Below are 21,881 nucleotides of genomic sequence, written 5' to 3'. Positions count from 1 at the left end.
AGGGTGGCCTGTGGAAGTACGATTACGACCAGCGCGCCAACATCATCCAAACCCAGGACCCACTGGAGAACCAGACCCTCTACACCTACAACAGCGACAACCTGCCTATCGCCATCACCGACGCCAACGGCGGTGAGAAGAAGTTGGCCTATAACCCTGATGGCCAGCTGACGAGTTACTACGATGAGCGCGGCAACTTGCTGGGGCCGCGTTGCGGCCCGATCGCGACACAAGCCCGCTCCAAGAGGACCGCGCAGCCTCCGTAGGACATTTCTGAACATGAAACCAAATGCTTCAGAATGAACCCGCTTAGGAATTATCCTACGCGCGCTGCCGAACTATCGCTGTTGTCGGGGAAACACCTCACGGATAACGTTTCCGGGTCGCTTCGGTGACCGGGCATGAGAACCCGACAGATAAGCTAGCAGCACCTCTATGGTGGCCGTACGTGGGCGGGCTTTCGCCTGGCCGGGTCTTTGCTAGCTTCTTCTCGGCTTTCTCACACCCGCGTACGGCTGCCACCCTCAAATCCATGAGAAAGATTCGGGTGGTAGTTCCTTTGTGCTAAGAAGCTGGAATTACACAATGAAAAAGATCGTCCCCAATTCACCACGCCGTCCCATCAACACCCCATTCTTCACCGTCAAATCCGACATCTACCCTCCCCACGCCCTCGCCCACATCATCGAACTACTGCGCGGCGTTATCGATACCCTCGACGAACACTGCCGCACCCACGCTGGCGAGCCCGGCCTGTGCAATGCCTTGCACGCCACTGAAATCGCCCACTCGCTGGTAGCGCATTCGCATGCGTGGCTGTTCGGCGCAAAGGAAAAGGAAGAGGAGTGACGACATGACAGACGAACCCAAAGTCATCCTCACCATCGGCGCCGAGACCTTCCTTGAGGTCGGCAACCCGCCGATCAATCTGCTGCGGGTGCAGCCCGGCATTCCGATCGATGATGCCTACGAGCAGGTGTCGATCCTGCTGAGCTATATCAAGCACCTGCTGCGCGAAGGCGATATGGAGGACGACCACAAGTTCCTGGGCGCCGCCGATTACCTCACGGCACTGGCCAAGGCCTTGATGAACGAGGTTGAGCTGACCAAGAATACCCTGCGCTGAAGCTCGGGGATTATGTGAAGGCAACTGCCTTGCATCAATTTCCTGGCCATGCGCGGGCTTTTGGAGCGGCCCTGTGTCGCGAAAGGACTGCAAAACAGCCCCAGCAATTTGTGCGTCCGCACTGGAGGCCTAGGGCTGCTTCGCAGCCCTTTTGCGACACAAGACCGCTCAGGCCGGCGCAGCTCCTGTGGGAGATTGCCCAGCCCTTTGGGCTGCGCTGTCGCACAGGGAACAATGTTCGAGAGCGTGTCACCTTCCCTTGTGGGAGCGGGCGTGCCCGCGAAGCAGGCGGCGCGGTGGATGGCACCGGCTTCGCCGGTGTTCGCGGGCACGCCCGCTCCCACAGAGCCCTGCTAAATCAATGAGTTATGTGTTGTTCTATGAGAGCTTGCTTGCCAGCGATAGGGCCGTAACAGGTACTGCCCGTCTAGCGGGCTCCCGCCACGAACCCACTGCGCCGCCCGGCCCAGGCCAGCAGCCAGGCCAGCGCGATCAACCCCAGCACCACCCCACCAAACCACTCCACCCCCGCCCCGCTCAGCAACAACCCGCCAATGATCCCGCCCAGGGCGATGGCGCTGTTCCACACCGTTACCAGCATCGATTGCGCCACATCACCACCCTCGCCCGCCGCATCGGCGCAGGCGGTCTGCAGCAGGGTTGGCGCACCGCCGTAGGTCACGCCCCACAAGGCGATGCTCAGGTACATCGCCCACGACGACGCCTGCCCCAACACCAGCGTCGCCAGGGCGAAACCGGCCAGGCTCAGCAGCACCAGGGAACGCAGATAACGGTCGACCAGCAGCCCCACCAGGCCAATCCCGGCCAGGGCCGCAAGGCCGAACACCATCAGTACCAGGCCGATGTCGGCAGCCATGCCGGCCGCCGCCAGCAGCGGCACGATGTAGGTGTAGAGCACATTGTGGCCAAGGATCCAGCTGAGGATCACCAACAGCACGATCACCACCCCCGGCGTGCGCAACACCTGCAGGGCCGCAGGGCGCTTGCCGGCGGCGTGCCCGGGGTAGTCCGGCACCGACCGAAGTACCCAGGCCACCAGCAGCAGCGCCACCACCGTGACCACCACGAACGTGGCCCGCCACCCCAGCCCCGCCCCCAGCCAGGTGGCGATCGGCAGCCCGAGCGACAAGGCGATGGGCTGGCCGAGCATCGCCACGGCCATGGCCCGGCCCTGCAACGCCACCGGCACCATGCGCCGCGCATGGCCGGCAATCAACCCCCAGGCCAGCCCGGCCGCGGCGCCAGTGAAAAAACGCAGTACCAGGGTCACGGTGTTGGAAGTCGACAAGGCGGTCAGCCCGTTGAACAGCACGAAACCGACGATCGCCAGCAACAGCGCGCGGCGGCGGTACCAGCCCTGGGTCAGGGTCACCAACGGGATGGCGGTCAGCAACGAGCCCAGGGCATACGCCGTGACCCATTGCCCGGCCATGGCTTGGCTGATGTGCATGCCATCGGCGATCTGGTCGAGCAGGCCGGCCGGCAGGGTTTCGCTGAGGATGGCGATAAAGCCGGTCATGGCCAGCGCCAGCAGCCCACTGAGGGGCAAGCGTTCGCTGCTGGCGGCCAGCAGCGGTGCGGAGGATGTCTGGGACATTGCAGATGCCTTGAATGGGAAACGAGGCGGACAGTCTGCAAGCCGAGGCCATTACGGAAAAAGGCAGTTACAATACCGTTCACCCAGGACATCAATGTCCGCAATCAGGAATACGGCATGGACAGCCTCAGCGGCTTCGTGGTCTTCAACCGAGTGGCCGAAACCCGCAGTTTCGTCGCTGCCGCCCAGTCGCTGGGCATCAGTGCCTCGGCCGTGGGCAAACGCGTGGCGCGCCTCGAAGCCCGCCTGGGGGTGCGCCTGTTCCACCGCAGCACGCGCAGCATCACCCTCACCGCCGAAGGCACGTTGTTCCTCGAGCGCAGCCGGCGCATCCTGGCCGAAATCGAGGCCACCGAGCAGGCGCTCTCCCAAGCCAGCGCGACCCCGAGCGGTCGCCTGCGGGTGAGCATGCCGCAGGTCACCGGGCTGGTGATGCCGGCACTGGCCGAATTCATGGCGCGGTACCCGCAGGTGGAGTTGGACCTGGATTTTTCCGACCGCATGGTGGATATCGTCGGCGAAGGCTTCGATGTGGTGATGCGGGGTGGGCAGCCGGTGGACTCGCGGCTCAACGCCAAGTTCCTGGGGCACTTCCAGCACTGCCTGGTGGCTTCGCCCGAGTACCTGCGTGAACGCGGCACGCCGCTGCACCCGCGCGACCTGGCGGCGCATACCTGCCTGCATTACCGCTTCCCCAGCAATGGCAAGCTGGAAACCTGGCCGCTGCGCCAGGAGCACCCCGAGCAGGGCTACGACATCCCCATCTCGATGGTCTGCAACCATGTCGAGACGCGCGTCTGCTTTGCCGTCAACCACCGCGGCATCACCTGCCTGCCAGACTTCACCGTACGCCGCGAACTGGCCAGCGGCGCGCTGGTCAGCGTGCTCGACGACTTCATGGAGCGGCGCGGTAGCTTCTACCTGCTATGGCCGTCCGGGCGGCAGATGCCGCCGAAATTGCGGGTGTTCATCGACTTCATGCTCGAGCGCGTGTTCAACCGTACAGGTAATTGATGTCCTTGCAGGCCAGCGGCGGCACCTGGCCAAGCAGGAATTCGCGGAGCTTGTGCATCTGCCGCGCCTTGGGGCTGGCCTTGAGCCAGGTCATGTAATAGCCGTCACCCGTAGCCACCGCATGCTTGAACGGCGTGACCAGGCGCCCGGCCGCCAGGTCGGCACTGGCCAGCACCAGGTCGACCACCGAAATACCCAGGCCTTGCTGGGCGGCCGAGATGCCCTGGTCGAGGGTATCGAACACTTGCCCGTGGTCGATACTGATGTCCAGCGCGTCCATGCGAGCCAACCAGCGCCGCCAGTCACGCCGGTCGGGGGACGGGTGCAGGAACTCGCACTGGGCCAGGTCGGCCAGGGCCGGTTGTGCCTGGGTCATGTAGTCCGGGTGGCACACCGGGATCAGCCATTCATCGAACAGCTTGAAACTCTCGATATCGGCGGGAAAACGCCCGTTGGCCAGGAGGATTGCACAGTCGTAGGGCTCGGAATAGAAGTCCACGCTGTCGATGTCCATCCACACGCTGGACAGCTGCACGCTGCAGTTGTCCTCGACCTTCTTGAACGCATCCAGCGCCCGCAGCAGCCAGCGCACGGTGAGCGTGGACGGCGCCTTCAGACGCAGGCCGTAGCGGTCCTGGCGCAGCAGGGCGCAGGCATTTTCGATGATCTTGAAGCCAACCTTGAGTTCCTGCGCCAGCAAGCGACCGTGCTCGGTCAGGGCCAGTTTCGGCCCGCGGCGTTCGAACAGGTCGCAGCCGAACATGGCTTCGAGGGTCTTGATGTGGTGACTGACGGCGCCCTGGGTCAGGGCCAGCTCTTCCGCGGCACGGGTAAACGAGCCATAGCGAGAGGCCACCTCGAAGGCACGCAGCGCGTGCAAAGCCTGAATCCTTTCCGACATGGCGAAGCCCCAAGCATGAGTAAGACTAATAGTAGGTCATAGTTCCACGCGTTTTACAACGTCAAGGGCGTCTTGGAAAATGCAGGTAAATAACAAACATAACCAAGATCCTGCCTGCATGTGACTGGAACGTTCATCTAAATTAACGCCTGGGGAAATCATGCTTACGGGTTATGGAACTTGCTATCGCCTGGATGCGCTAGAGCTGGCCGCCGAACATGTCGGGAACACGCGACACTGGACCTACAACGCCGTAGAACATTTTCGCAGCACCCTCGCCAACCCCGAATTCCCCTGCCTGTTCGGCCGCAAGGCAGTAAACGGCGCAACCTGCCACATCCTCTTCGCCCGCGCCGGGCAGCTGGCCGATGACATCGCCCTGGGCCTGGCCGACTATGTGCGCACCGTCGCTCCAATCCAACCCAAGCAGCGTATCGGCAGCCCGCTGGTGGTGTTTCTCGAAACCGCCGCCGACTACACCCTCGCCGAGCAACAGGCACTGGCCTGGAAGGTGTTGCGTGGCGTACATGCGCGCGACCCGCAGCCCTGGCCGCAGGGCATCCCGACCGACCCCGACGACAGCACCTGGTCGTTCTGCTTTGCCGGCATGCCGCTGTTCATCAACATGAATTTCCCCGGCCACAACCAGATGAAAAGCCGCAACCTGGGGCCACACATCACCTTCGTCATCAACCCGCGGGCGAACTTCGACGAAGTGGCCAACGCCAGCACCGAAAGTGGCAAACGTATCCGTGAACGTATCCGCGAGCGCGTGCGCCATTACAACGACGGTGTCATGCCCGACACCCTTGGCTTTTTCGGCGATGCCGACAATTACGAGTGGAAGCAATACCAACTGCAGGAGGCCGGGTCGCTCAACCCGTCCCGCTGCCCGTTCCACGCCCATGCCGTACACCCGGCAACACCTGAAATACTGATCGAGAACTGACCGTGAATACCGCACTCACTGCCACCTATGCTCTTACCGTCCTGCTACTGATCGCCACACCCGGCCCGGTAGTGGCACTTATCATCAATACCGCAGCCGCCTCCGGCTCGCGCAGAGCCATGTTCACCGCCATCGGCACCAACTGGGCGTCACTGGTGCTGATCGGCGCCGCGGCCTGGATCATCCTCACCAGCGCCGCCATCGACAAGGCCTGGCTCAGCGCCATGAGCCTGCTCGGCTGCCTGTTCATCGGCTACACCGCCGTGGGCACCCTGAGGGACGCCCTGCAGGCGCCTGCAGCCGAGGCGCCGGGCGAACTCACCAAGCCAGAGCGTAGCGGGCTGTTGCAAGGCTTCATGGTGGGCATTTCCAACCCGAAGGACATCATCTTCTTCATCGCCTTCTTCCCGCAGTTCATCCAGATCACCGAGTCGTTCGGCAAGAGCATGGTGGTGCTTTCGCTGCTGTGGGTGGCCATCGATTTTGCTGTGCTCAGCCTTTACATCTTCGCCATCGGCAAGATCGCCTCGCAACGCAGCAACCGCATGATCAGCCTGGCCTCGGGCGTCGCCCTGCTGCTGATCGCCATCGGTGGCCTGCTGTACAACCTCAAGGAACTGGCGGCCTGATTGTGATGCAATGTGCCCGCTGCAACATGAGGGAGAGACCATGACCGCGAGTGATACGAGCCCGCCGCCTTCGCCGTTGCAACAGGACTACCAGCGCTTTCTGCTGCTGGGCAGCCGGCGTGCACCGCACACCGTGCATGTGCACGAAACCGGCTACCGATCCGGCACCATCAACACCGATGCCCTGGGCCTGCGCTACAGCTACTGCGCCGGCAAGCGCTTTTCGGCGGCCGAGCGCGGAGGTGCCGCGCGCATCAACCTGCTGGTCGGCGGTTCCACCGCCCTGGGCATCGGCGCCAGCTCCGACGAACACACCGTGGCCTCGCACCTGTCGATGCTCACCGGCGAAGTCTGGCTGAGCTTGGCCGGCTGCGGGCTCAATGCCAGCCAGGAGCTGCTGATGTTCCTGACCCATCAGCACCGCCTTGGCCAGCTCGGCCATGTGGTGGTGCTCAGCGGCCTCAACAGCCTGGCCCATGAAGCCCTTTGCGAAGTCCTCGCCAGCCTGAACGACCCGCAGCACGCCAGGGCCTACCAGGACTTTCTCAACAGTTTCAGCGAAGGCATGCAGCCCACGGCGGCGCCGCGCCGGCAATCGCTGTGGCAGCGTATCGGCCAGGCCTTGGCCGCGCCCCCGGTCGCAACGCCTGCCACCTGGCCGCTGTCGCCCCCGGAAAAGCGCCTGGCCCGTGCCGCCGACAACATTGGCCGGACCTTGCGCCAATGGGATCGACTGCTGGCAGACAGCCACTCCACCCTTACCTTCATCCTGCAGCCGTTGCTACCCTGGTGTCGGGATAGCCTGCCCGCTGGCGAGCAGGCCATGCTGGACGCGCTGCAGCGGCAACCGGCGAATTTCGACCGGCTGCTGGACGGCGCGTTCGACAGCCAATTGCACTCGGCCTTCTTCCGCCGAATCAAGAGCCAGGCCGACCCGGTCCCCTGCTACGACATGAACTGCATGCTCAGCAGCTCGCCGGTTTTCGGCGCCGACCTGTTCATCGACCGCCTGCACCTGAACGACCTGGGCAACAATGCCCTGGCCAAAGTCATTACCGCCAAGCTTGGCCTTGCCCAGGAAAAACATGCCCAGCGCAAGGTCACGCCGATCAAGCTCGTCTGACAGTTGCCGGGTGGTCTTCCGGCCAGGCCCATTGGGTGGCTAGAATATGCCGTCGTTCCGATCTGCCCGAGGCGCACGCTTGACCGCCATGAACATCGAAGCCATCCATCATCAGTGCCTGGCACCCTGTGAGGCTTGCCTGTGAGCTGCATGCTTCGCCTGCCCCCGCTGCTGCTCGCTCTGATGCCGCTGGCCGCGCACGCGCTGGAAGTGCGCATCGACCCCCATGCCGACCTGCTCTACCGCCAGGCCTTGCCCCTGCTGGAGCAGGCCGACAGCCAGGACGACAGCGCCAGCACGCTGCGCACGGCCGTGGGCGGCGACCCGGAGCTCAGCCGCCAGGGCCAGGCCATGGCTCACACCCTGCCGACAGCGGTCGCCTTGCTGAAAAAGTCCGTGGCGCTGGGCCACCCGGTTGCACAGTACCGCCTGGCGTTGTACTACATGACCTACCTGCCCGCCGCGCAAATCCCGGATGCCGCCTGCCCGCTGCTCGAAGCCAGCCTCAAACAGGGCTTTGCCGCACCGGCGCCGGCCATCGCCACCTGGTGCCCGCCCTACAACGTCAGCAGCGAGTACCGTACTGCGCTGGAGGCCATCCCCAACATGGCCACCGTGTATGCCCCCTACTACCCGCAACCGGCAACGCGCCTGGCCTGCAACCGCAGCCGGCCACAGGGCCTGGAAATGCAATGGGGGCGCCAGCGTGACTACCAGGCCGAGGTATACCGCCTGCTCGGCGACCTCGACCCGCAGCACCGCCAGAGCCTGCTGCAGAAAGCCGTAGATACCAACGGCTGCGTGACGGCGCAGCAGCACCTGACCAGCCATCCCTGACCATCACCAGTTGCAGGCAATCCTGCGTACCCTGTGGGAGCGGCTTTAACCGCGAAGAATCCAACGCGGTGCATGGCACGGGCTTCGCCCGTGTTCGCGGGCAAGCCCGCTCCCACAGTGACCGCGTATACCTTGAAATTTTGAGCAAGACAGTTGCCCCGCAAGGTGGAGACCAGCAAGATCGTTCAAGCCATCCCTCGCCCCGTCTGGCATGCTGGCCTGCCACGTACAAGCACTGCAGCCACCATGCCCCACATCGCCCGCCAAGCCCTCCTCCACGGCGCCATCGCCATTCTCCCGTTGTCCCTGGCCGTCGCCCCCTGGGGCCTGCTGGCCGGCTCCATGGCCATCGAGGCCAACCTCAGCGCCTGGGAGGGGCAAGGGCTTTCGGCCATTGTCTTCGCCGGTGCCGCGCAACTAGTGGCCATCGGCATGCTCAAGGGCGGCGCCAACCTGGCGTCGATCCTGCTGACCACCCTGCTGCTGACCTCACAGCACCTGCTGTACGGCCTGTCGATGCGCCCGGTACTGTCCAGCCAGCCGCTGCGCTGGCGGCTGGGCCTGGGCTTCCTGCTGACCGACGAGTTCTTCGCCCTGACCAGCCAGTACGACCAGCAGCAGTTCAACCGCTGGTACGCCCTGGGGGTGGGCCTGACCTTCTATGTCGCCTGGAACCTGTTTACCCTGGCCGGCATCCTGCTAGGCCAGAACATTCCACACCTGGACCAGTTCGGCCTGGACTTTTCCATCGTCGCCACCTTCGTCGCGCTGATCGCCCCGCTGGTGCGCAACCTGGCCACAGTGGTGTGCGTAGCCGTGTCGCTGTTCTGTTCGGTGCTGTTCAGCTACTGGCACTGGGAAACCGCCCTGGTGGCCGCAGGCCTGCTGGGCATGAGCGCCGGCTTCATCTGCCAGAAATTTGCCGGAGCCCGCGCATGACCTGGATCCTGATTTTTGCCATGGGCGCCATCGTGTTCCTCAACCGCTATGCGTTCCTGGAACCGCGCCTGCCCTTGCGCCTGAGCTCCAACGCCCGGCAGTTCCTGGGCTTTGCCGTACCGGGCATGCTCACCGCCATCTGTGGCCCGATCATCTTCATGCCCGAGCACCAACTCAACCTGAACCTGCTCAACCCCTACCTGCTAGGTTCGCTGGTGGCCATCGCCCTGGTGCTGTTGACCCGCAGCGTGTTGCTGAGCATGCTGGTGAGCATGTTGATCTTCTTCCTCCTGCGCAGCTGGCTGGCATGACCACACCCCTGCGCGAGCAGACACACCTCTGGCAGGCGCCGGCCCTGGGCGACGTCGAGATGCTGCACGCGCGCTACTTTCAGCAGCGCTTTGCCCCGCATGTACACGAAGGCTTTGTATTCACCGTGATCGAGTCCGGTGCCCAGCGCTTCTGGCATCGCGGTAGCGAGCACCTGGCGCCGGTCGGCAGCATGGTGCTGATCAACCCCGACGAGCTGCACACCGGCGCAACAGCCCATGAAGCGGGCTGGCGCTACCGTGGTTTCTACCCGGAGCATGAGCGGGTAACCGGTGTGCTCGACGAACTGGAACTTGGCCGCCACGGCATGCCCAGCTTCAAGGACAGCGTGATTCACGACCCGGCCCTGGCCTTGGCCTTCAGCCAGCTGCACCAGCTGTCCGAAGCCGGCGCCAGTGCCCTGCAGCAACAGACCGCCTGGCGCCAGGCGGTACTGGCCCTGGTGCAACGACACGGGCAATGCGCCGAACCTGCGGCCCCCGGCCACGAACCGCTGGCCGTTGCCCGCGCCCGCGAGCTGCTGGAAAGCCAGCTGGCCGACCCGCCCTCGCTCGAAGCCCTGGCGGCGGCGGTCAACCTGTCGCCGTTCCATTTCGCCCGGGTATTCCGCCAGGCCACCGGCCTGCCGCCGCATGCCTGGTTGAAGCAGCGGCGCCTGGCCCGTGCGCGGGAAATGCTCAAGCGTGGCTGGGTAGCCTCGGAGGTGGCGTTCGACCTGGGCTTTGCCGACCAGAGCCATTTGAGCCGGCAGTTCAAGCAGGCCTACGGGGTGACGCCAGGGGCCTATCGCAGCGCCTGCCTGCAGGGCTGAACTGCGACAGCCGGCCTCAAGCAGGCCGGCCAGCCACTGCTACACTGACATGGCTGAATGGAGGATCCTGCCATGTCTGAAAGAGAGCTCACCACCCTCCTGTCGCTGATGAACCAGCGCCAGGCCTGCCTGAGCAGTGCCTGCAAGGAGATAGCCGACTGGATCGACCGGCAGGGCGACGTGCCCGCCGCCGGCAAGATCCGCGCAAGTCTCAAGGCCCTGGAGGCCGACGAGGCCCAGGTCCGCAAGACCTTGACCTCGCTGACCCTCGACAGGCCGCTGCCCAGGTTTCGCAGCTGATTGAAATATGGGCCCGCTCCCACAGGGCGCAAAGCGCCCTGAAGGGTTCAGCCTGTCAGTGCTTCATGTGCATGTGATCATGCCCACCGCCCGCCTCGGCGTTGAGCGCACGCACGTCGGCCTGCACGTCCAGGGTTTCCTTGGCCCCCTTGGCATCCTCGATGGTCAGGGTCAGCGGCACTTTGTCGCCTTCCTTCACCTGGTTGTTCAGGCCCATCAGCATCACATGCAGGCTATTCGGGTCGAGGGTCACAGCCTTGCCGGCTGGCAACTCGACCGCCTTGACCTCACGCATGCCCATCACGTCGCCGTTCATGGTCATCTCGTGCACCTGCACAGTCTTGGCCACGGGCGAAGCCACGGCCACCAGTTTGCTGTCGCTGCTGGCGGTCAGGATCATGAAGGCACCGGTGGACTGCTGGTGCGGTACAGTCGCACGGACCCAGGCATCGCTCACGGTGGTCTGGGCCAGGGCCGGCAGCGCCAGGCCCATCAGGACCAGGGCAGCCAGGCCGTGCTTGATCGGTTGCATCGACATTCAGCAGATCTCCATCAGGGTGACCAGGTCTTCGGCGCATTCCTTTGCAGTCAGGGAATGGCCCAGGCTCAGGCGCAGGGTGCCACGCGTATCGTAGACGTAGCTGGTGGACGAGTGAGAGACGGTATAGGTATCACCGGCCGGGACTTTCTCGTAGAACACCTTGAATTCCTTGGCCACCGCAGCGATCTCCTCGGGGGTGCCGGTCAGCGCGGTGAACGACGGGTCGAACGCCTTGACGTAGGCATCGAGCACTTCGGGGGTGTCGCGCTCCGGGTCCAGGGTAATCAGCACCACCTGGAACAGGTCGCGATCGCGGCCGCGCAGCAGCTGGCGGATTTGCGCCGCGCGCGCCAGGGTAGTCGGGCACACCGCCGGGCACTGGGTGAAACCGAAGAAGATCATCGGCATGCTGCCGTAGAAACTCGACAGGGTGCGCACATTGCCTTGGGTGTCCTTGAGGCTGAACTTGCGCCCAAGGATTTCGTTGCTCATGTTCTTGCCGTGCTTGAACTCGAGCCCCCGGGCCGGGCTGCAGCCTGCCAGCAGGCCAAGCCCGAGAACGCCCATCCCGGCGACAACTGCGCGCCGGGTATACAGATCATTCATGAAACCATCCTTTACAGGGAAGGTGCCGGCCCTCGGGACGGGCCGGTCGAAAAACCGGGGCATTCTGGCACGACACCCCGAGGGGTTCTACCCGACGAAGGCGAGGATCGGCTGCAGCCCTTTGAATACGGGCTGCGGCCTGTTGTCGCAGGGGTTGAAACAGTAACTCTTTGTTGCTAAGGCCTGACCAGGTTGCGCGGCCGCTCCCACACACAACAGACCGCGCGTGCCTCTACATCAGTAGTAGGCGTTCTCTTTCTGGCTGTGGTCGGTCACGTCACGCACGCCCTTCAGCTCGGGAATACGCTCGAGCAGGGTGCGCTCGATACCTTCTTTCAGGGTCACGTCAGCCTGGCCGCAACCCTGGCAACCACCACCGAACTGCAGCACGGCAATGCCGTCGTCGACCACATCCACCAGGCTCACCTGACCGCCGTGGCTGGCCAGGCCAGGGTTGATCTCGGTCTGCAGGTAATAGTTGATGCGCTCGTTGATCGGGCTGTCTTCGTTGACCATCGGCACCTTGGCATTCGGCGCCTTGATGGTCAGCTGGCCACCCATGCGGTCGGTGGCGTAGTCGACCAGTGCGTCTTCCAGGAACGGCACGCTGACCGCGTCCAGGTAAGCGGTGAAGCTCTTCAGACCCACGGCGGTGTCGTCAGGCTTCTCTTCGCCCGGCTTGCAGTAGGCGATGCAGGTTTCGGCGTACTGGGTGCCCGGCTGGGTGATGAAAATGCGAATGCCGATGCCAGGCGTATTCTGCTTGGAGAGCAGATCGGCCAGGTAGTCATGGGCGGCGTCGGTAATGGTTATAGCGCTCATGTAGGTTCCTCACAGACTTGCGGCCAAGTGTACGCCAACCCGGCCTTCGAACAAAGTCCTAGTATTTGACTCGGGAAAGCGCATATTCAGGGGGCTGCCCCCGTGGCGCCGCCAGCCAGGCCTGCATGCGCCGGTACAGGTCGCGCTCCAGCCACTGGTAGCTGAACCACGACATTAGTCCAATGGACGGCACGCACAGGGCGAACACCAGGTAGGGGTTCAGCTGCAGGCGCTGGCTGGCGAACCAGCCGACATACAGCACCAGCACATGGACCAGGTACACCGAATACGAACAGTCGCCCAGCGCCTTGAGCAGCCGGTTGCCGCGCAGCAGCGGCTCCAGGGCGACGAAGGCCAGCACGATCATTGCGCTCGGCACGCCCCAGTGCAACAGGCGTCGGGAAGCGTCCAGGTGGTAGATGGCCAGGCCTGCCACCGCCAGCAACGCCAACGGCAGCCAGCGGCCATGGCGAATCAGCCCGCGACGGTGCAGCACGCCCAGGCCGATGCCGAGCAGGAACTCGTAGATGATGTCGTTGCTGTAGAAGCGGCTGAGCACGCCCAGCCGGCCCAGTACCTCGCTGGCCAGCAACAGTGCGGCGGTGACCAGTAGCTGCTGATGACGCTGGCGCACCAGTAAAGCCAGGCCGAACAGCAGGTAGAAGAACATCTCGAAGTTCAACGTCCAGCCCACGTTCAGGGTCGGGTACAAGCCGTAGCCACCAGGGTTTTCCGCCGGGATGAACAGCAGCGACAACAGCAGGTGGTGCCAGGTGAATGCCTGGTGCGGCAGCCACTGGCTGAAGGCCAGCAGCAGGGTTGCCATCAGCGCCGTGTAGAACCAGTAGGCCGGGACGATACGCAGTGCCCGGTTGAGCAGGAACTGGCGGGGCTCGATGGCTTTGTCGCAGGTCGACAGGTAGATGACCAGCCCGCTGATGACGAAGAAGATATCGACGCCTGCGGCGCCGCGGTCGGTGAGCAGTTGGCCGATGGGGCCGGTGGCATGGAAGTCGAAGAAGATCTGCATGAAATGGTGGCAGACCACCACCCAGGCGGCGAACGCCCGCAGTGCCTGAAGCGAATACAGCATGGAGTACCCTGCGATTGCCGGTGCATTGAGGCCCAGGCTCGGATGCAGGGGCGAGCGCTACGCGCTCGTTCGCGGGTAAACCCGCTCCCACAGGGTTAGCGCTGACCTCGAGAGTGGTGCCATACCTGTGGGAGCGGGTTTACCCGCGAAGGGCTGCAAAGCAGCCCCCTTGCAATCGATCAGGACCACCCAGCAAGTCCGACCGCAGGGTAATCGGAAAGGTCAGCCCGACCGATCAGAGGTTCTCGTAGCGGTTCATGTCCAGCACGCCCGCCTCGACCGGCTCGGTTTCCTTGATGAAGCTGTTCAGGTCATGGAAGTAGCGCCAGAACTCAGGGTGACTGCGACGCACGCCCCAGCGCATGACGATACGCTCGAACTTCGCCGCATCATCCTTCGCATACTCCATGTCCTCGACGAACTCCGGCACATCCTTGGTCGGGATGTTGAAGATGAAGTTGGGGTAGCTGCTGAGCACGCCGGGGTACAGGGTCAGGGTATCCAGCCCCGGCTGGTAGCGGTACGCCTCGCCCAGCAGGAACGCCACGTTGCTGTGCGCGCGGTTGCGCAGCAGGCTGTACACCTGGCGCTGGCCGCCCTGCCCTTCGATGCGCAGCATGGTCGCTTCGGGCAGCTGGTTGATCACCTTCAACCCGGCAGCCGGGCGCGACACCAGGCGGCTGAGCGACTGCTCGGCATTGCGGAACTCTTCGCTCATCTGCGGCCGTGAGCAGAACGCCCCCTGGCAGCGGTTGATCGGGTCAGGCGCGGCATTCAGGCTGCCGGTGCGCTGCAGCAGCTTCAGGCCGAAGTCGCGCTTGGGGTTGCGCGGGTCGAGCTGGATGCCACTCGGGGTGTCGGTGTCGATGTCTTCATAATCCATCCACATCTTCACCTTGCCGCTGTTCTGGTACCAGTCGCCGAGGATCGCCTTGCGCTGATCAGCCGGCATCAGGCGCAGGAAGTTGACCTCGGCGCCGTTGCGGATCAGGTCGAAGTACAGGCGCGTCTGCAACTGGTGCGAGACGTTGCCGAACACATCGAAGTTGACCGCCAGCTGGTAATAGGTACGTTCGAACAGCGGGTAGTCGAACAGCCACACGGTCAGCGGCACGTCACCGATCAGGCCCTTGGTCACCGAGGCGCTGTCGAAGTGGCGGAAGATGCTCAGCAACGCGTTGTCGTTACCGGCCCACAGCGTCGCCCAGCCCGGTGCCGGCATGTCGGCATAAGCTTCGCGGCGCAGTTTTTCGTACTCGTTGCGCTTGTCGCGGTAGGCGTGCCACAGGCTCAGCACACTGCCCACGTCATCAATCTGCCCAGGCATGGCCAGCAGCGGCGTGGCCTCGCCGCGGTACTTGGCATCAGTGACGTAGCGGTCATGGGCCGGTTCCTGGAACAATGCCCAGAAGTTGTCGCGGATCACATCAGTGGCAATCTGCCCACGGCATACCGGGCCACGGATGAAGGTGCGCACGAAGTACTCGGCGTTATCCAGCATGAACTGGTAGCGCGCCACCGCCGGGATCGCCTCGAAGGTTTCGAACGGGTTGGCCCGGTGGCGCGGGCCGTAGCCTGGCAGCGCGGCGGCATGCCAGTCGCCGGCATAGAACAGTTGTTTGACCCGCTTGAGCTTCTGCGGCCCCATCGGGTAGGTGATGTGCGTCTTGTGCACGATCACGCCCTGCACCGGGACCAGCCGGTAATAGAAGTCGGTGCCAGGCGGGTCGTTGGGGCGGCGCGTGGCAATCAGGTCGACCGGCTGGCCGCTCGGTGTACGCGAGCGTACCCACTGGAAGAAGTGGCCCTGCTCGCCATCGACGAAGTAGATGTGCGCCAGGAACAGGTGCTCGTACAGCCAGCGGCCGACCAGCGCCTCGGTGGAACCCGGGCGGTTGAGCAGCTCTTCCCAGTCGGCGATCTGCTTGGCTTCGGCCGCGCTTGGCTTGATCGGCTGGTACTCGACCGGCGCACCGGCGGCCAGCCAGCGGCGCATGGTGTCGTATTCGTTGTCGGTCAGCCCGGTCACCGCCAGTGGCATGCCTTCCTTGGGGTGGGCGCCGGCATAGGCATCGAACTCATGGGGCAACGGGCACATGTTGTTGCGGTTCAGGCCCAGGACGATTTCCTCGGGCAGCTTGGCGTTGGGCGTGAGCGGGGTCTTGTGCCCCAGTTCGAGCATACGCGCCATCAGTGCCGCCTGGCTGCCCTGGTTGTCGAGCACCGAGTAGAAGCCCTTCTTGCGCCACTCGCCCTCGCTGTGGGCGTCATAGAACAGCCGTGTGGTGGGTACTGCCTTGCTGCGCTCGCCCTGGTACACCGGGACCTTGCTGGCCCCGCGCACCGCGCCTTCGGGGCTTTCCAGCTTCAGCTGGCAGGCGGCGTCGTTGCAGGCGTGGCAGGCCACGCATTTCTCGGTGAAGATCGGTTGAATGTCCCGGGTGTAGGAAATAGCCGGGCTCGATTGGGGGGCTTGCCCGAACGCCACACTGCTGATGAGCAGGGCGAAAACGCCGGCAAGAATACGATGCACCATGTGCGGAAAGTCCTGGGTATTGAAAGCCATCACGATTTTTTGCCTGGTCGTCCTTGGGTGCCCTGCTTTGCCGACACCCGCCCAACATGAGCCATTTTCATGCAAATGGGCGATGTGCCTAAAAACCGCGCAGCTTTGTTATGATTCTGCACCTTCTGAAATTCGCCCGACCAGGTAGTTCCTATGTCCGACCGCAGCGCTCGTCTCCAAGCACTCCAGAACGCACTCAAAGAGCGCATCCTGATCCTCGACGGCGGCATGGGTACTATGATCCAAAGCTACCGCCTCGAGGAACACGACTATCGTGGCACGCGTTTCGCCGATTGGCCAAGCGATGTCAAGGGTAACAACGACCTGTTGCTGCTCAGCCGCCCGGATGTGATCGCCGCCATCGAGAAGGCCTACCTGGACGCCGGCGCCGATATCCTCGAAACCAACACCTTCAACGCCACGCAGATTTCCCAGGCCGACTATGGCATGGAATCGCTGGTTTACGAGCTGAACGTCGAGGGCGCTCGCATCGCACGCCAGGTGGCCGATGCCAAGACCCTGGAAACCCCGGACAAGCCGCGCTTCGTCGCCGGCGTGCTCGGCCCTACCAGCCGCACCTGCTCGATTTCCCCGGACGTCAACGACCCCGGCTACCGCAACGTCACCTTCGATGAGCTGGTAACGAACTACATCGAGGCTACCCGCGGCCTGATCGAAGGCGGCGCCGACCTGCTGCTGATCGAGACCATTTTCGACACCCTCAACGCCAAGGCGGCGATCTTCGCCGTGCAGCAGGTGTTCGAGGAAGACGGCATCGAACTGCCGATCATGATCTCCGGCACCATCACCGACGCCTCGGGCCGTACCCTGTCGGGCCAGACCACCGAAGCGTTCTGGAACTCGGTGCGTCACGCCAAGCCGATTTCCGTGGGCCTGAACTGCGCCCTTGGCGCCAAGGACCTGCGCCCGTACCTGGAAGAACTGGCGACCAAGGCCGACACCCACGTCTCGGCCCACCCCAATGCCGGCCTGCCGAACGCCTTCGGTGAATACGACGAAACCCCGGCGGAAATGGCCGTGGTGGTCGAGGAATTCGCCGCCAGCGGCTTCCTCAACATCATCGGCGGCTGCTGCGGCACCACCCCGGGCCACATCCAGGCCATTGCCGAAGCCGTGGCCAAGTACAAGCCGCGCGCGATTCCGGAAATCGCCAAGGCCTGCCGCCTGTCGGGCCTGGAGCCGTTCACCATCGACCGCCAGTCGCTGTTCGTCAACGTCGGCGAGCGCACCAACATCACCGGCTCCGCCAAGTTCGCCCGGCTGATCCGTGAAGAGAACTACACCGAAGCCCTGGAGGTCGCCCTGCAGCAGGTCGAGGCCGGCGCCCAGGTAATCGACATCAACATGGACGAAGGGATGCTCGACTCCCAGGCCGCCATGGTCCGCTTCCTCAACCTGATCGCCGGCGAACCGGACATCTCGCGCGTGCCGATCATGATCGACTCGTCCAAGTGGGAAGTGATCGAAGCCGGCCTGAAGTGCATCCAGGGCAAGGGCATCGTCAACTCCATTTCCATGAAGGAAGGCGTCGAGCAGTTCAAGCACCACGCCCGCCTGTGCAAGCGCTATGGCGCTGCCGTGGTGGTGATGGCCTTCGACGAGGTCGGCCAGGCCGACACCGCCGCGCGCAAGAAGGAAATCTGCCAGCGCAGCTATGACATCCTGGTCAACGAAGTGGGCTTCCCGCCGGAAGACATCATCTTCGACCCGAACATCTTCGCCGTCGCCACCGGCATCGAAGAGCACAACAACTACGCCGTCGATTTCATCGAGGCCTGTGCCTACATCCGCGACCACCTGCCCCACGCCCTGAGTTCGGGCGGTGTGTCCAACGTGTCGTTCTCGTTCCGCGGCAACAACCCGGTGCGTGAGGCGATCCACTCGGTGTTCCTGTATCACGCGATCCAGAACGGCCTGACCATGGGTATCGTCAACGCCGGCCAGCTGGAGATCTATGACGAAATCCCGGCTGCACTGCGTGAAAAGGTCGAGGACGTGGTGCTCAACCGTACCCCGCATGGCACCGACGCGCTGCTGGCCATCGCCGACGACTACAAGGGCGGCGGCGCAACCAAGGAAGTGGAAAACGAAGAGTGGCGCTCGCTGCCGGTGGAAAAACGCCTGGAGCACGCGCTGGTCAAGGGCATCACCGCGTTCATCGTCGAAGACACCGAAGAATGCCGCCAGCAGTGCGCACGCCCGATCGAGGTGATCGAAGGCCCGCTGATGAATGGCATGAACGTGGTCGGCGACCTGTTCGGCGCGGGCAAGATGTTCCTGCCCCAGGTGGTGAAGTCGGCCCGCGTGATGAAACAGGCGGTAGCACACCTGATCCCGTTCATCGAAGCCGAGAAAGGCGACAAGCCGGAAGCCAAGGGCAAGATCCTGATGGCCACGGTAAAAGGCGACGTGCACGACATCGGCAAGAACATCGTCGGCGTGGTGCTGGGCTGTAACGGCTACGACATCGTCGACCTTGGCGTGATGGTGCCGGCCGAGAAGATCCTGCAAACCGCCCGCGACGAGAAGTGCGACATCATCGGCCTGTCCGGCCTGATCACGCCGTCACTGGACGAAATGGTCCACGTTGCCCGCGAAATGCAGCGCCAGGGCTTCGAGTTGCCGCTGATGATCGGCGGCGCCACCACCTCCAAGGCGCACACCGCGGTCAAGATCGAGCCCAAGTACAGCAACGACGCCGTGGTCTACGTCACCGACGCCTCGCGTGCGGTGGGCGTTGCCACCCAGTTGCTGTCCAAGGAGCTGAAAGCCGGCTTCGTCGAAAAGACCCGCCAGGAATACGAAGAAGTACGCGAGCGCACCGCCAACCGCAGTGCCCGCACCGAGCGCCTGAGCTACGCCCAGGCCATCGCCGCCAAGCCGCAGTACGACTGGGCTGGCTACGAGCCAGCGGTACCCTCCTTCACCGGCGTCAAGGTGCTGGAAGACATCGACCTGCGCACCTTGGCCGAGTACATCGACTGGACCCCGTTCTTCATCTCCTGGGACCTGGCTGGCAAGTTCCCGCGCATCCTCACCGACGAAGTGGTCGGCGAGGCTGCCACGGCGCTGTACAAGGATGCCCGCGAGATGCTCGACAAGCTGATCGACGAAAAACTGATCAGTGCCCGAGCGGTGTTCGGCTTCTGGCCGGCCAACCAGGTGGCCGATGACGACATCGAAGTCTATGACGACAACGGCCAGGCACTGGCCACCCTGCACCACCTGCGCCAGCAGACCATCAAGCCGGACGGCAAGCCCAACTGGTCGCTGGCCGACTTCGTCGCGCCGAAGGCCAGTGGTGTCACCGATTATGTCGGTGGTTTCATCACCACCGCCGGCATCGGTGCCGAGGAAGTGGCCAAGGCCTATCAGGACAAGGGCGACGACTACAGCTCGATCATGGTCAAGGCCCTGGCCGACCGCCTGGCCGAGGCCTGTGCCGAATGGTTGCACGAGCAGGTGCGTAAAGAGCACTGGGGTTATGCCCGCGACGAACACCTGGACAACGAGGCGCTGATCAAGGAGCAGTACCGCGGCATTCGCCCGGCTCCCGGCTACCCGGCCTGCCCGGACCACACCGAGAAGGAAACCCTGTTCCGCCTGCTTGATGGCACTGCCATCGGCGAGACCGGGCCGAGCGGCGTGTTCCTCACCGATCACTTCGCGATGTTCCCGGCGGCGGCGGTCAGCGGCTGGTACTTTGCCCACCCGCAGGCGCAGTACTTTGCCGTGGGCAAGGTCGACAAGGACCAGATCGAGCGTTACAGCGCGCGCAAAGGCCAGGATGTAAGCGTGAGCGAGCGCTGGTTGGCGCCTAACCTCGGGTACGATAGCTAAGACCGCGTTGGCTTCTTCGCGGGCTTGCCCGCTCCCACAGGTACAACACAGGCCTCAGGTCCGGTGACATACCTGCGGGAGCGGGCGAGCCCGCGAAGAGGCCGGCAAAGCCAACCTCGATCTCATTGCCTACACTGTCCCTGATTGCCTCTGATTTCCTCAGGAGCCACCATGGACGATTCCAGCCAGGGCAAACCCCCTACCTTCTGGCAGATGCTGCACAGCATCCTCGCTGCCGCCTTCGGCGTGCAAAGCGGCAAGAACCGCGCCCGCGACTTCACCCACGGCAAGGCCAGCCATTTCATTGCGCTGGGGACATTGTTCACCTTGGTGTTCATTGCCGTATTGATCGGCCTGGTGCAGTTGGCCCTGCACCTGGCTCGCTAGCCCGCGAAGAGGCCGGCACAGGCAAAGCAAAAACGCCTGCGAGACTCCCTCCCGCAGGCGCTCTGGCTGCATCACGGTCTTGAATACAAGTCTACTGGTGGCTGACCCAATACACGGCAGTGACCACCACCAGAACGATCAGGCAGAGGATCGCCCAGGCATCGACGCTGCTGTCAGCTTTGCGGACCTTGGTTGAGTTTCCCATTGCATTGCCTCTTGTAGTGGTTATGGGAATGCACTTCACCACCAGCAGTTAAGACGAGCAATGCCCTTCACTCAAGCAGGGTCTTTCAATAATTGATTGGTGACGTCAAAAATGGGTATTGGTAGCCAGGTGGCCGCCCTTCGGCGCTGTACTGCTGGAAATCGACGCCGTAGTCGGCCCGTTCCAGCAGTTTCAGCCAATGCTTCGCCTTGGCCTGGTCGATCGGCTGCAACACCGGCGTGCGATGCTCGCGCAGACCGTCGCGGTTCACTGCCAGCCCCTGGGCATCATCGTGAAGCATCACCATGGCCCAACCGCCGAGGGTGAAATGCCCTCCCATCAGCACGCTCAGGCGCCCGTCGATACGTGCCCGCAGGGCAGCGGGCGAGCTGTTGATGGCGCTGAACAGCACATCGCGCCCCGGCTTGCGCCCCGCCTCCTCAAACGCCTGCATGGCACCAAAGGCCATCTCGTCATTGGCCGACCACACCAGGCGGGTGGCCGGGTAGCGCTCCAGCAGCTGCTGCGCCTGCTCATAGGCGCGCTGGCGGCTCCAGCCGCCATACACCACCTGACGCAAACGCACCTGGGGGAAATCGGCCAGGGCGCGGCGCATGCCTTCCTCGCGCAGCTGCGAGGCCGGCGTGGTCTTGACCCCGGCGAAGGCCACCAGGTCCACCGGCCCGCTGTCGCGGGGCAACTGCGCGACCATCTGGCGCAACATCTGGAAGCCCGCCTGCTCGTCGTTGGCCGTCAAGGTGCCCAGCAGCTCGGCATACTTGTCGGGCTGGGCCTCGATGCTACGGGCCTGGCTGGCCGTCAGGCCGTTGTTGACCAGGAACAGTTTGACCCCGCTGCCACGTGACAGGCGGATGATCTCCGGCGCCACGTACTGCTCGTTGACCAGCACCAGGTAATCCGGCCGCTGCGGCCCGCTCAGGATCGCCTTGGCCTGGGTCAGCGCCAGGTCGGCGCGGCGCTCGCTGTATTCCACGCGCAGGGTCATGCCCAGCTCGTCCGCGGCGGCCTGCATGAAGCGGGTATAACTGGTCCAGAACGTCTCGGTGGACAACCCTGGATTGAGGAAAACCACCGAAGCCGGCTGCGCGTTTGCCGCAAGCGGCAAGGCAAGACACAAGCTATGGCACAACGCCTTGAGCATGGGCTGAAATCCCTGCGAAGCAAACACCGGATTATAAACGCCAGGCCACTCCAAGCGCACA

22 protein-coding genes are annotated in these 21,881 nt (G+C 63.7%); 14 read left to right on the top strand and 8 right to left on the bottom strand.

Annotated elements, in window-relative coordinates:
- The 3 genes from A4C63_RS19270 to A4C63_RS19260 all read left to right on the top strand — a co-directional run.
- A partial coding sequence (locus tag A4C63_RS19270) for an RHS repeat domain-containing protein (protein ID WP_156510892.1) occupies positions 1-266 on the top strand: 266 nt, incomplete at its 5' end.
- Positions 267-585: 319 nt separating this feature from the next.
- A complete protein-coding gene (locus A4C63_RS19265) occupies positions 586-849 on the top strand; it encodes a hypothetical protein (protein WP_063914077.1) in 264 nt (87 codons plus the stop codon).
- 4 nt (positions 850-853) lie between these two features.
- Entirely contained in the window at positions 854-1,126 is a 273-nt protein-coding gene (locus A4C63_RS19260; protein ID WP_025339381.1) for a DUF3077 domain-containing protein, read from the top strand.
- Between the two features lie 427 nt (positions 1,127-1,553).
- On the opposite strand, the gene A4C63_RS19255 is transcribed toward A4C63_RS19260, so the two are convergent.
- Positions 1,554-2,744, bottom strand: a complete 1,191-nt coding sequence (locus A4C63_RS19255; protein WP_063914076.1) for an MFS transporter — start codon at positions 2,742-2,744, stop codon at positions 1,554-1,556.
- 117 nt (positions 2,745-2,861) lie between these two features.
- On the opposite strand from A4C63_RS19255, the gene A4C63_RS19250 reads away from it, so the two are divergent.
- Positions 2,862-3,758, top strand: a complete 897-nt coding sequence (locus A4C63_RS19250) for a LysR family transcriptional regulator (RefSeq protein WP_063914075.1) — start codon at positions 2,862-2,864, stop codon at positions 3,756-3,758.
- Here the strand turns inward: A4C63_RS19250 and A4C63_RS19245 are convergent.
- Positions 3,739-4,659, bottom strand: coding sequence for a LysR substrate-binding domain-containing protein (locus A4C63_RS19245; RefSeq protein ID WP_063914074.1), 921 nt, complete (start codon positions 4,657-4,659; stop codon positions 3,739-3,741). The genes A4C63_RS19250 and A4C63_RS19245 overlap by 20 nt on opposite strands.
- Before the next feature lie 160 nt (positions 4,660-4,819).
- Here A4C63_RS19245 and A4C63_RS19240 point away from each other — a divergent pair, with 160 nt between their 5' ends.
- The 8 genes from A4C63_RS19240 (at position 4,820) to A4C63_RS19205 (ending at position 10,577) form a co-directional block, all read left to right on the top strand.
- Positions 4,820-5,608 carry a YqcI/YcgG family protein gene (locus A4C63_RS19240; RefSeq protein WP_063914073.1) on the top strand — a complete coding sequence of 263 codons (789 nt, stop codon included), beginning with the start codon at positions 4,820-4,822 and terminating at the stop codon, positions 5,606-5,608.
- 2 nt (positions 5,609-5,610) lie between these two features.
- Positions 5,611-6,237: a LysE family translocator gene (locus tag A4C63_RS19235; RefSeq protein WP_063914072.1), complete on the top strand. Its 627-nt coding sequence runs from the start codon at positions 5,611-5,613 to the stop codon at positions 6,235-6,237.
- Positions 6,238-6,277: 40 nt separating this feature from the next.
- Positions 6,278-7,360, top strand: coding sequence for a hypothetical protein (locus A4C63_RS19230; protein WP_063914071.1), 1,083 nt, complete (start codon positions 6,278-6,280; stop codon positions 7,358-7,360).
- A 141-nt stretch (positions 7,361-7,501) separates the two neighbouring features.
- A complete protein-coding gene (locus tag A4C63_RS19225; RefSeq protein ID WP_063914070.1) occupies positions 7,502-8,197 on the top strand; it encodes a sel1 repeat family protein in 696 nt (231 codons plus the stop codon).
- Positions 8,198-8,443: 246 nt separating this feature from the next.
- The gene (locus tag A4C63_RS19220; RefSeq protein ID WP_063914089.1) at positions 8,444-9,136 is read left to right on the top strand and encodes an AzlC family ABC transporter permease; all 693 of its coding nucleotides are present in this window, start codon (positions 8,444-8,446) and stop codon (positions 9,134-9,136) included.
- The gene (locus A4C63_RS19215) at positions 9,133-9,447 is read left to right on the top strand and encodes an AzlD domain-containing protein (RefSeq protein ID WP_063914069.1); all 315 of its coding nucleotides are present in this window, start codon (positions 9,133-9,135) and stop codon (positions 9,445-9,447) included. Before A4C63_RS19220 ends, A4C63_RS19215 begins: the two co-directional genes overlap by 4 nt.
- On the top strand, positions 9,444-10,277 hold the full coding sequence (locus tag A4C63_RS19210) for an AraC family transcriptional regulator (protein WP_063914068.1): 834 nt from the start codon (positions 9,444-9,446) through the stop codon (positions 10,275-10,277). The genes A4C63_RS19215 and A4C63_RS19210 overlap by 4 nt, the downstream gene beginning before the upstream one ends.
- A gap of 72 nt (positions 10,278-10,349) precedes the next feature.
- Entirely contained in the window at positions 10,350-10,577 is a 228-nt protein-coding gene (locus A4C63_RS19205) for a hypothetical protein (protein WP_003250422.1), read from the top strand.
- A gap of 55 nt (positions 10,578-10,632) precedes the next feature.
- Here A4C63_RS19205 and A4C63_RS19200 read toward each other — a convergent pair whose 3' ends face one another.
- From A4C63_RS19200 to A4C63_RS19180, 5 genes are all read right to left on the bottom strand, one after another.
- Complete coding sequence (locus tag A4C63_RS19200; RefSeq protein ID WP_063914067.1) at positions 10,633-11,115, bottom strand: copper chaperone PCu(A)C; 483 nt, start codon at positions 11,113-11,115, stop codon at positions 10,633-10,635.
- On the bottom strand, positions 11,116-11,724 hold the full coding sequence (locus tag A4C63_RS19195; RefSeq protein ID WP_063914066.1) for an SCO family protein: 609 nt from the start codon (positions 11,722-11,724) through the stop codon (positions 11,116-11,118). It lies immediately after the preceding gene.
- Positions 11,725-11,961: 237 nt separating this feature from the next.
- Complete coding sequence (gene nfuA / locus A4C63_RS19190) at positions 11,962-12,546, bottom strand: Fe-S biogenesis protein NfuA (protein ID WP_003250416.1); 585 nt, start codon at positions 12,544-12,546, stop codon at positions 11,962-11,964.
- Between the two features lie 58 nt (positions 12,547-12,604).
- Entirely contained in the window at positions 12,605-13,639 is a 1,035-nt protein-coding gene (locus tag A4C63_RS19185) for an acyltransferase (RefSeq protein WP_063914065.1), read from the bottom strand.
- 235 nt (positions 13,640-13,874) lie between these two features.
- Positions 13,875-16,175: a fatty acid cis/trans isomerase gene (locus tag A4C63_RS19180; RefSeq protein WP_063914088.1), complete on the bottom strand. Its 2,301-nt coding sequence runs from the start codon at positions 16,173-16,175 to the stop codon at positions 13,875-13,877.
- 183 nt (positions 16,176-16,358) lie between these two features.
- On the opposite strand from A4C63_RS19180, the gene metH reads away from it, so the two are divergent.
- Together metH and A4C63_RS19170 are read left to right on the top strand one after the other, a co-directional pair.
- Positions 16,359-20,066, top strand: a complete 3,708-nt coding sequence (metH, locus tag A4C63_RS19175; protein WP_063914064.1) for a methionine synthase — start codon at positions 16,359-16,361, stop codon at positions 20,064-20,066.
- Between the two features lie 171 nt (positions 20,067-20,237).
- A complete protein-coding gene (locus A4C63_RS19170) occupies positions 20,238-20,453 on the top strand; it encodes a DUF2970 domain-containing protein (RefSeq protein ID WP_003256398.1) in 216 nt (71 codons plus the stop codon).
- Between the two features lie 290 nt (positions 20,454-20,743).
- Here A4C63_RS19170 and A4C63_RS19165 read toward each other — a convergent pair whose 3' ends face one another.
- Positions 20,744-21,820, bottom strand: coding sequence for an ABC transporter substrate-binding protein (locus tag A4C63_RS19165; RefSeq protein ID WP_063914063.1), 1,077 nt, complete (start codon positions 21,818-21,820; stop codon positions 20,744-20,746).
- Positions 21,821-21,881: the final 61 nt, after the last annotated feature.

Origin of the sequence: Pseudomonas sp. p21 (genome assembly GCF_001642705.1) — a bacterium.
Taxonomy (GTDB): domain Bacteria; phylum Pseudomonadota; class Gammaproteobacteria; order Pseudomonadales; family Pseudomonadaceae; genus Aquipseudomonas.
The sequence above is the reverse complement of the archived record's forward strand: the minus strand, read 5'-3'. Positions and strand labels throughout refer to the sequence as shown.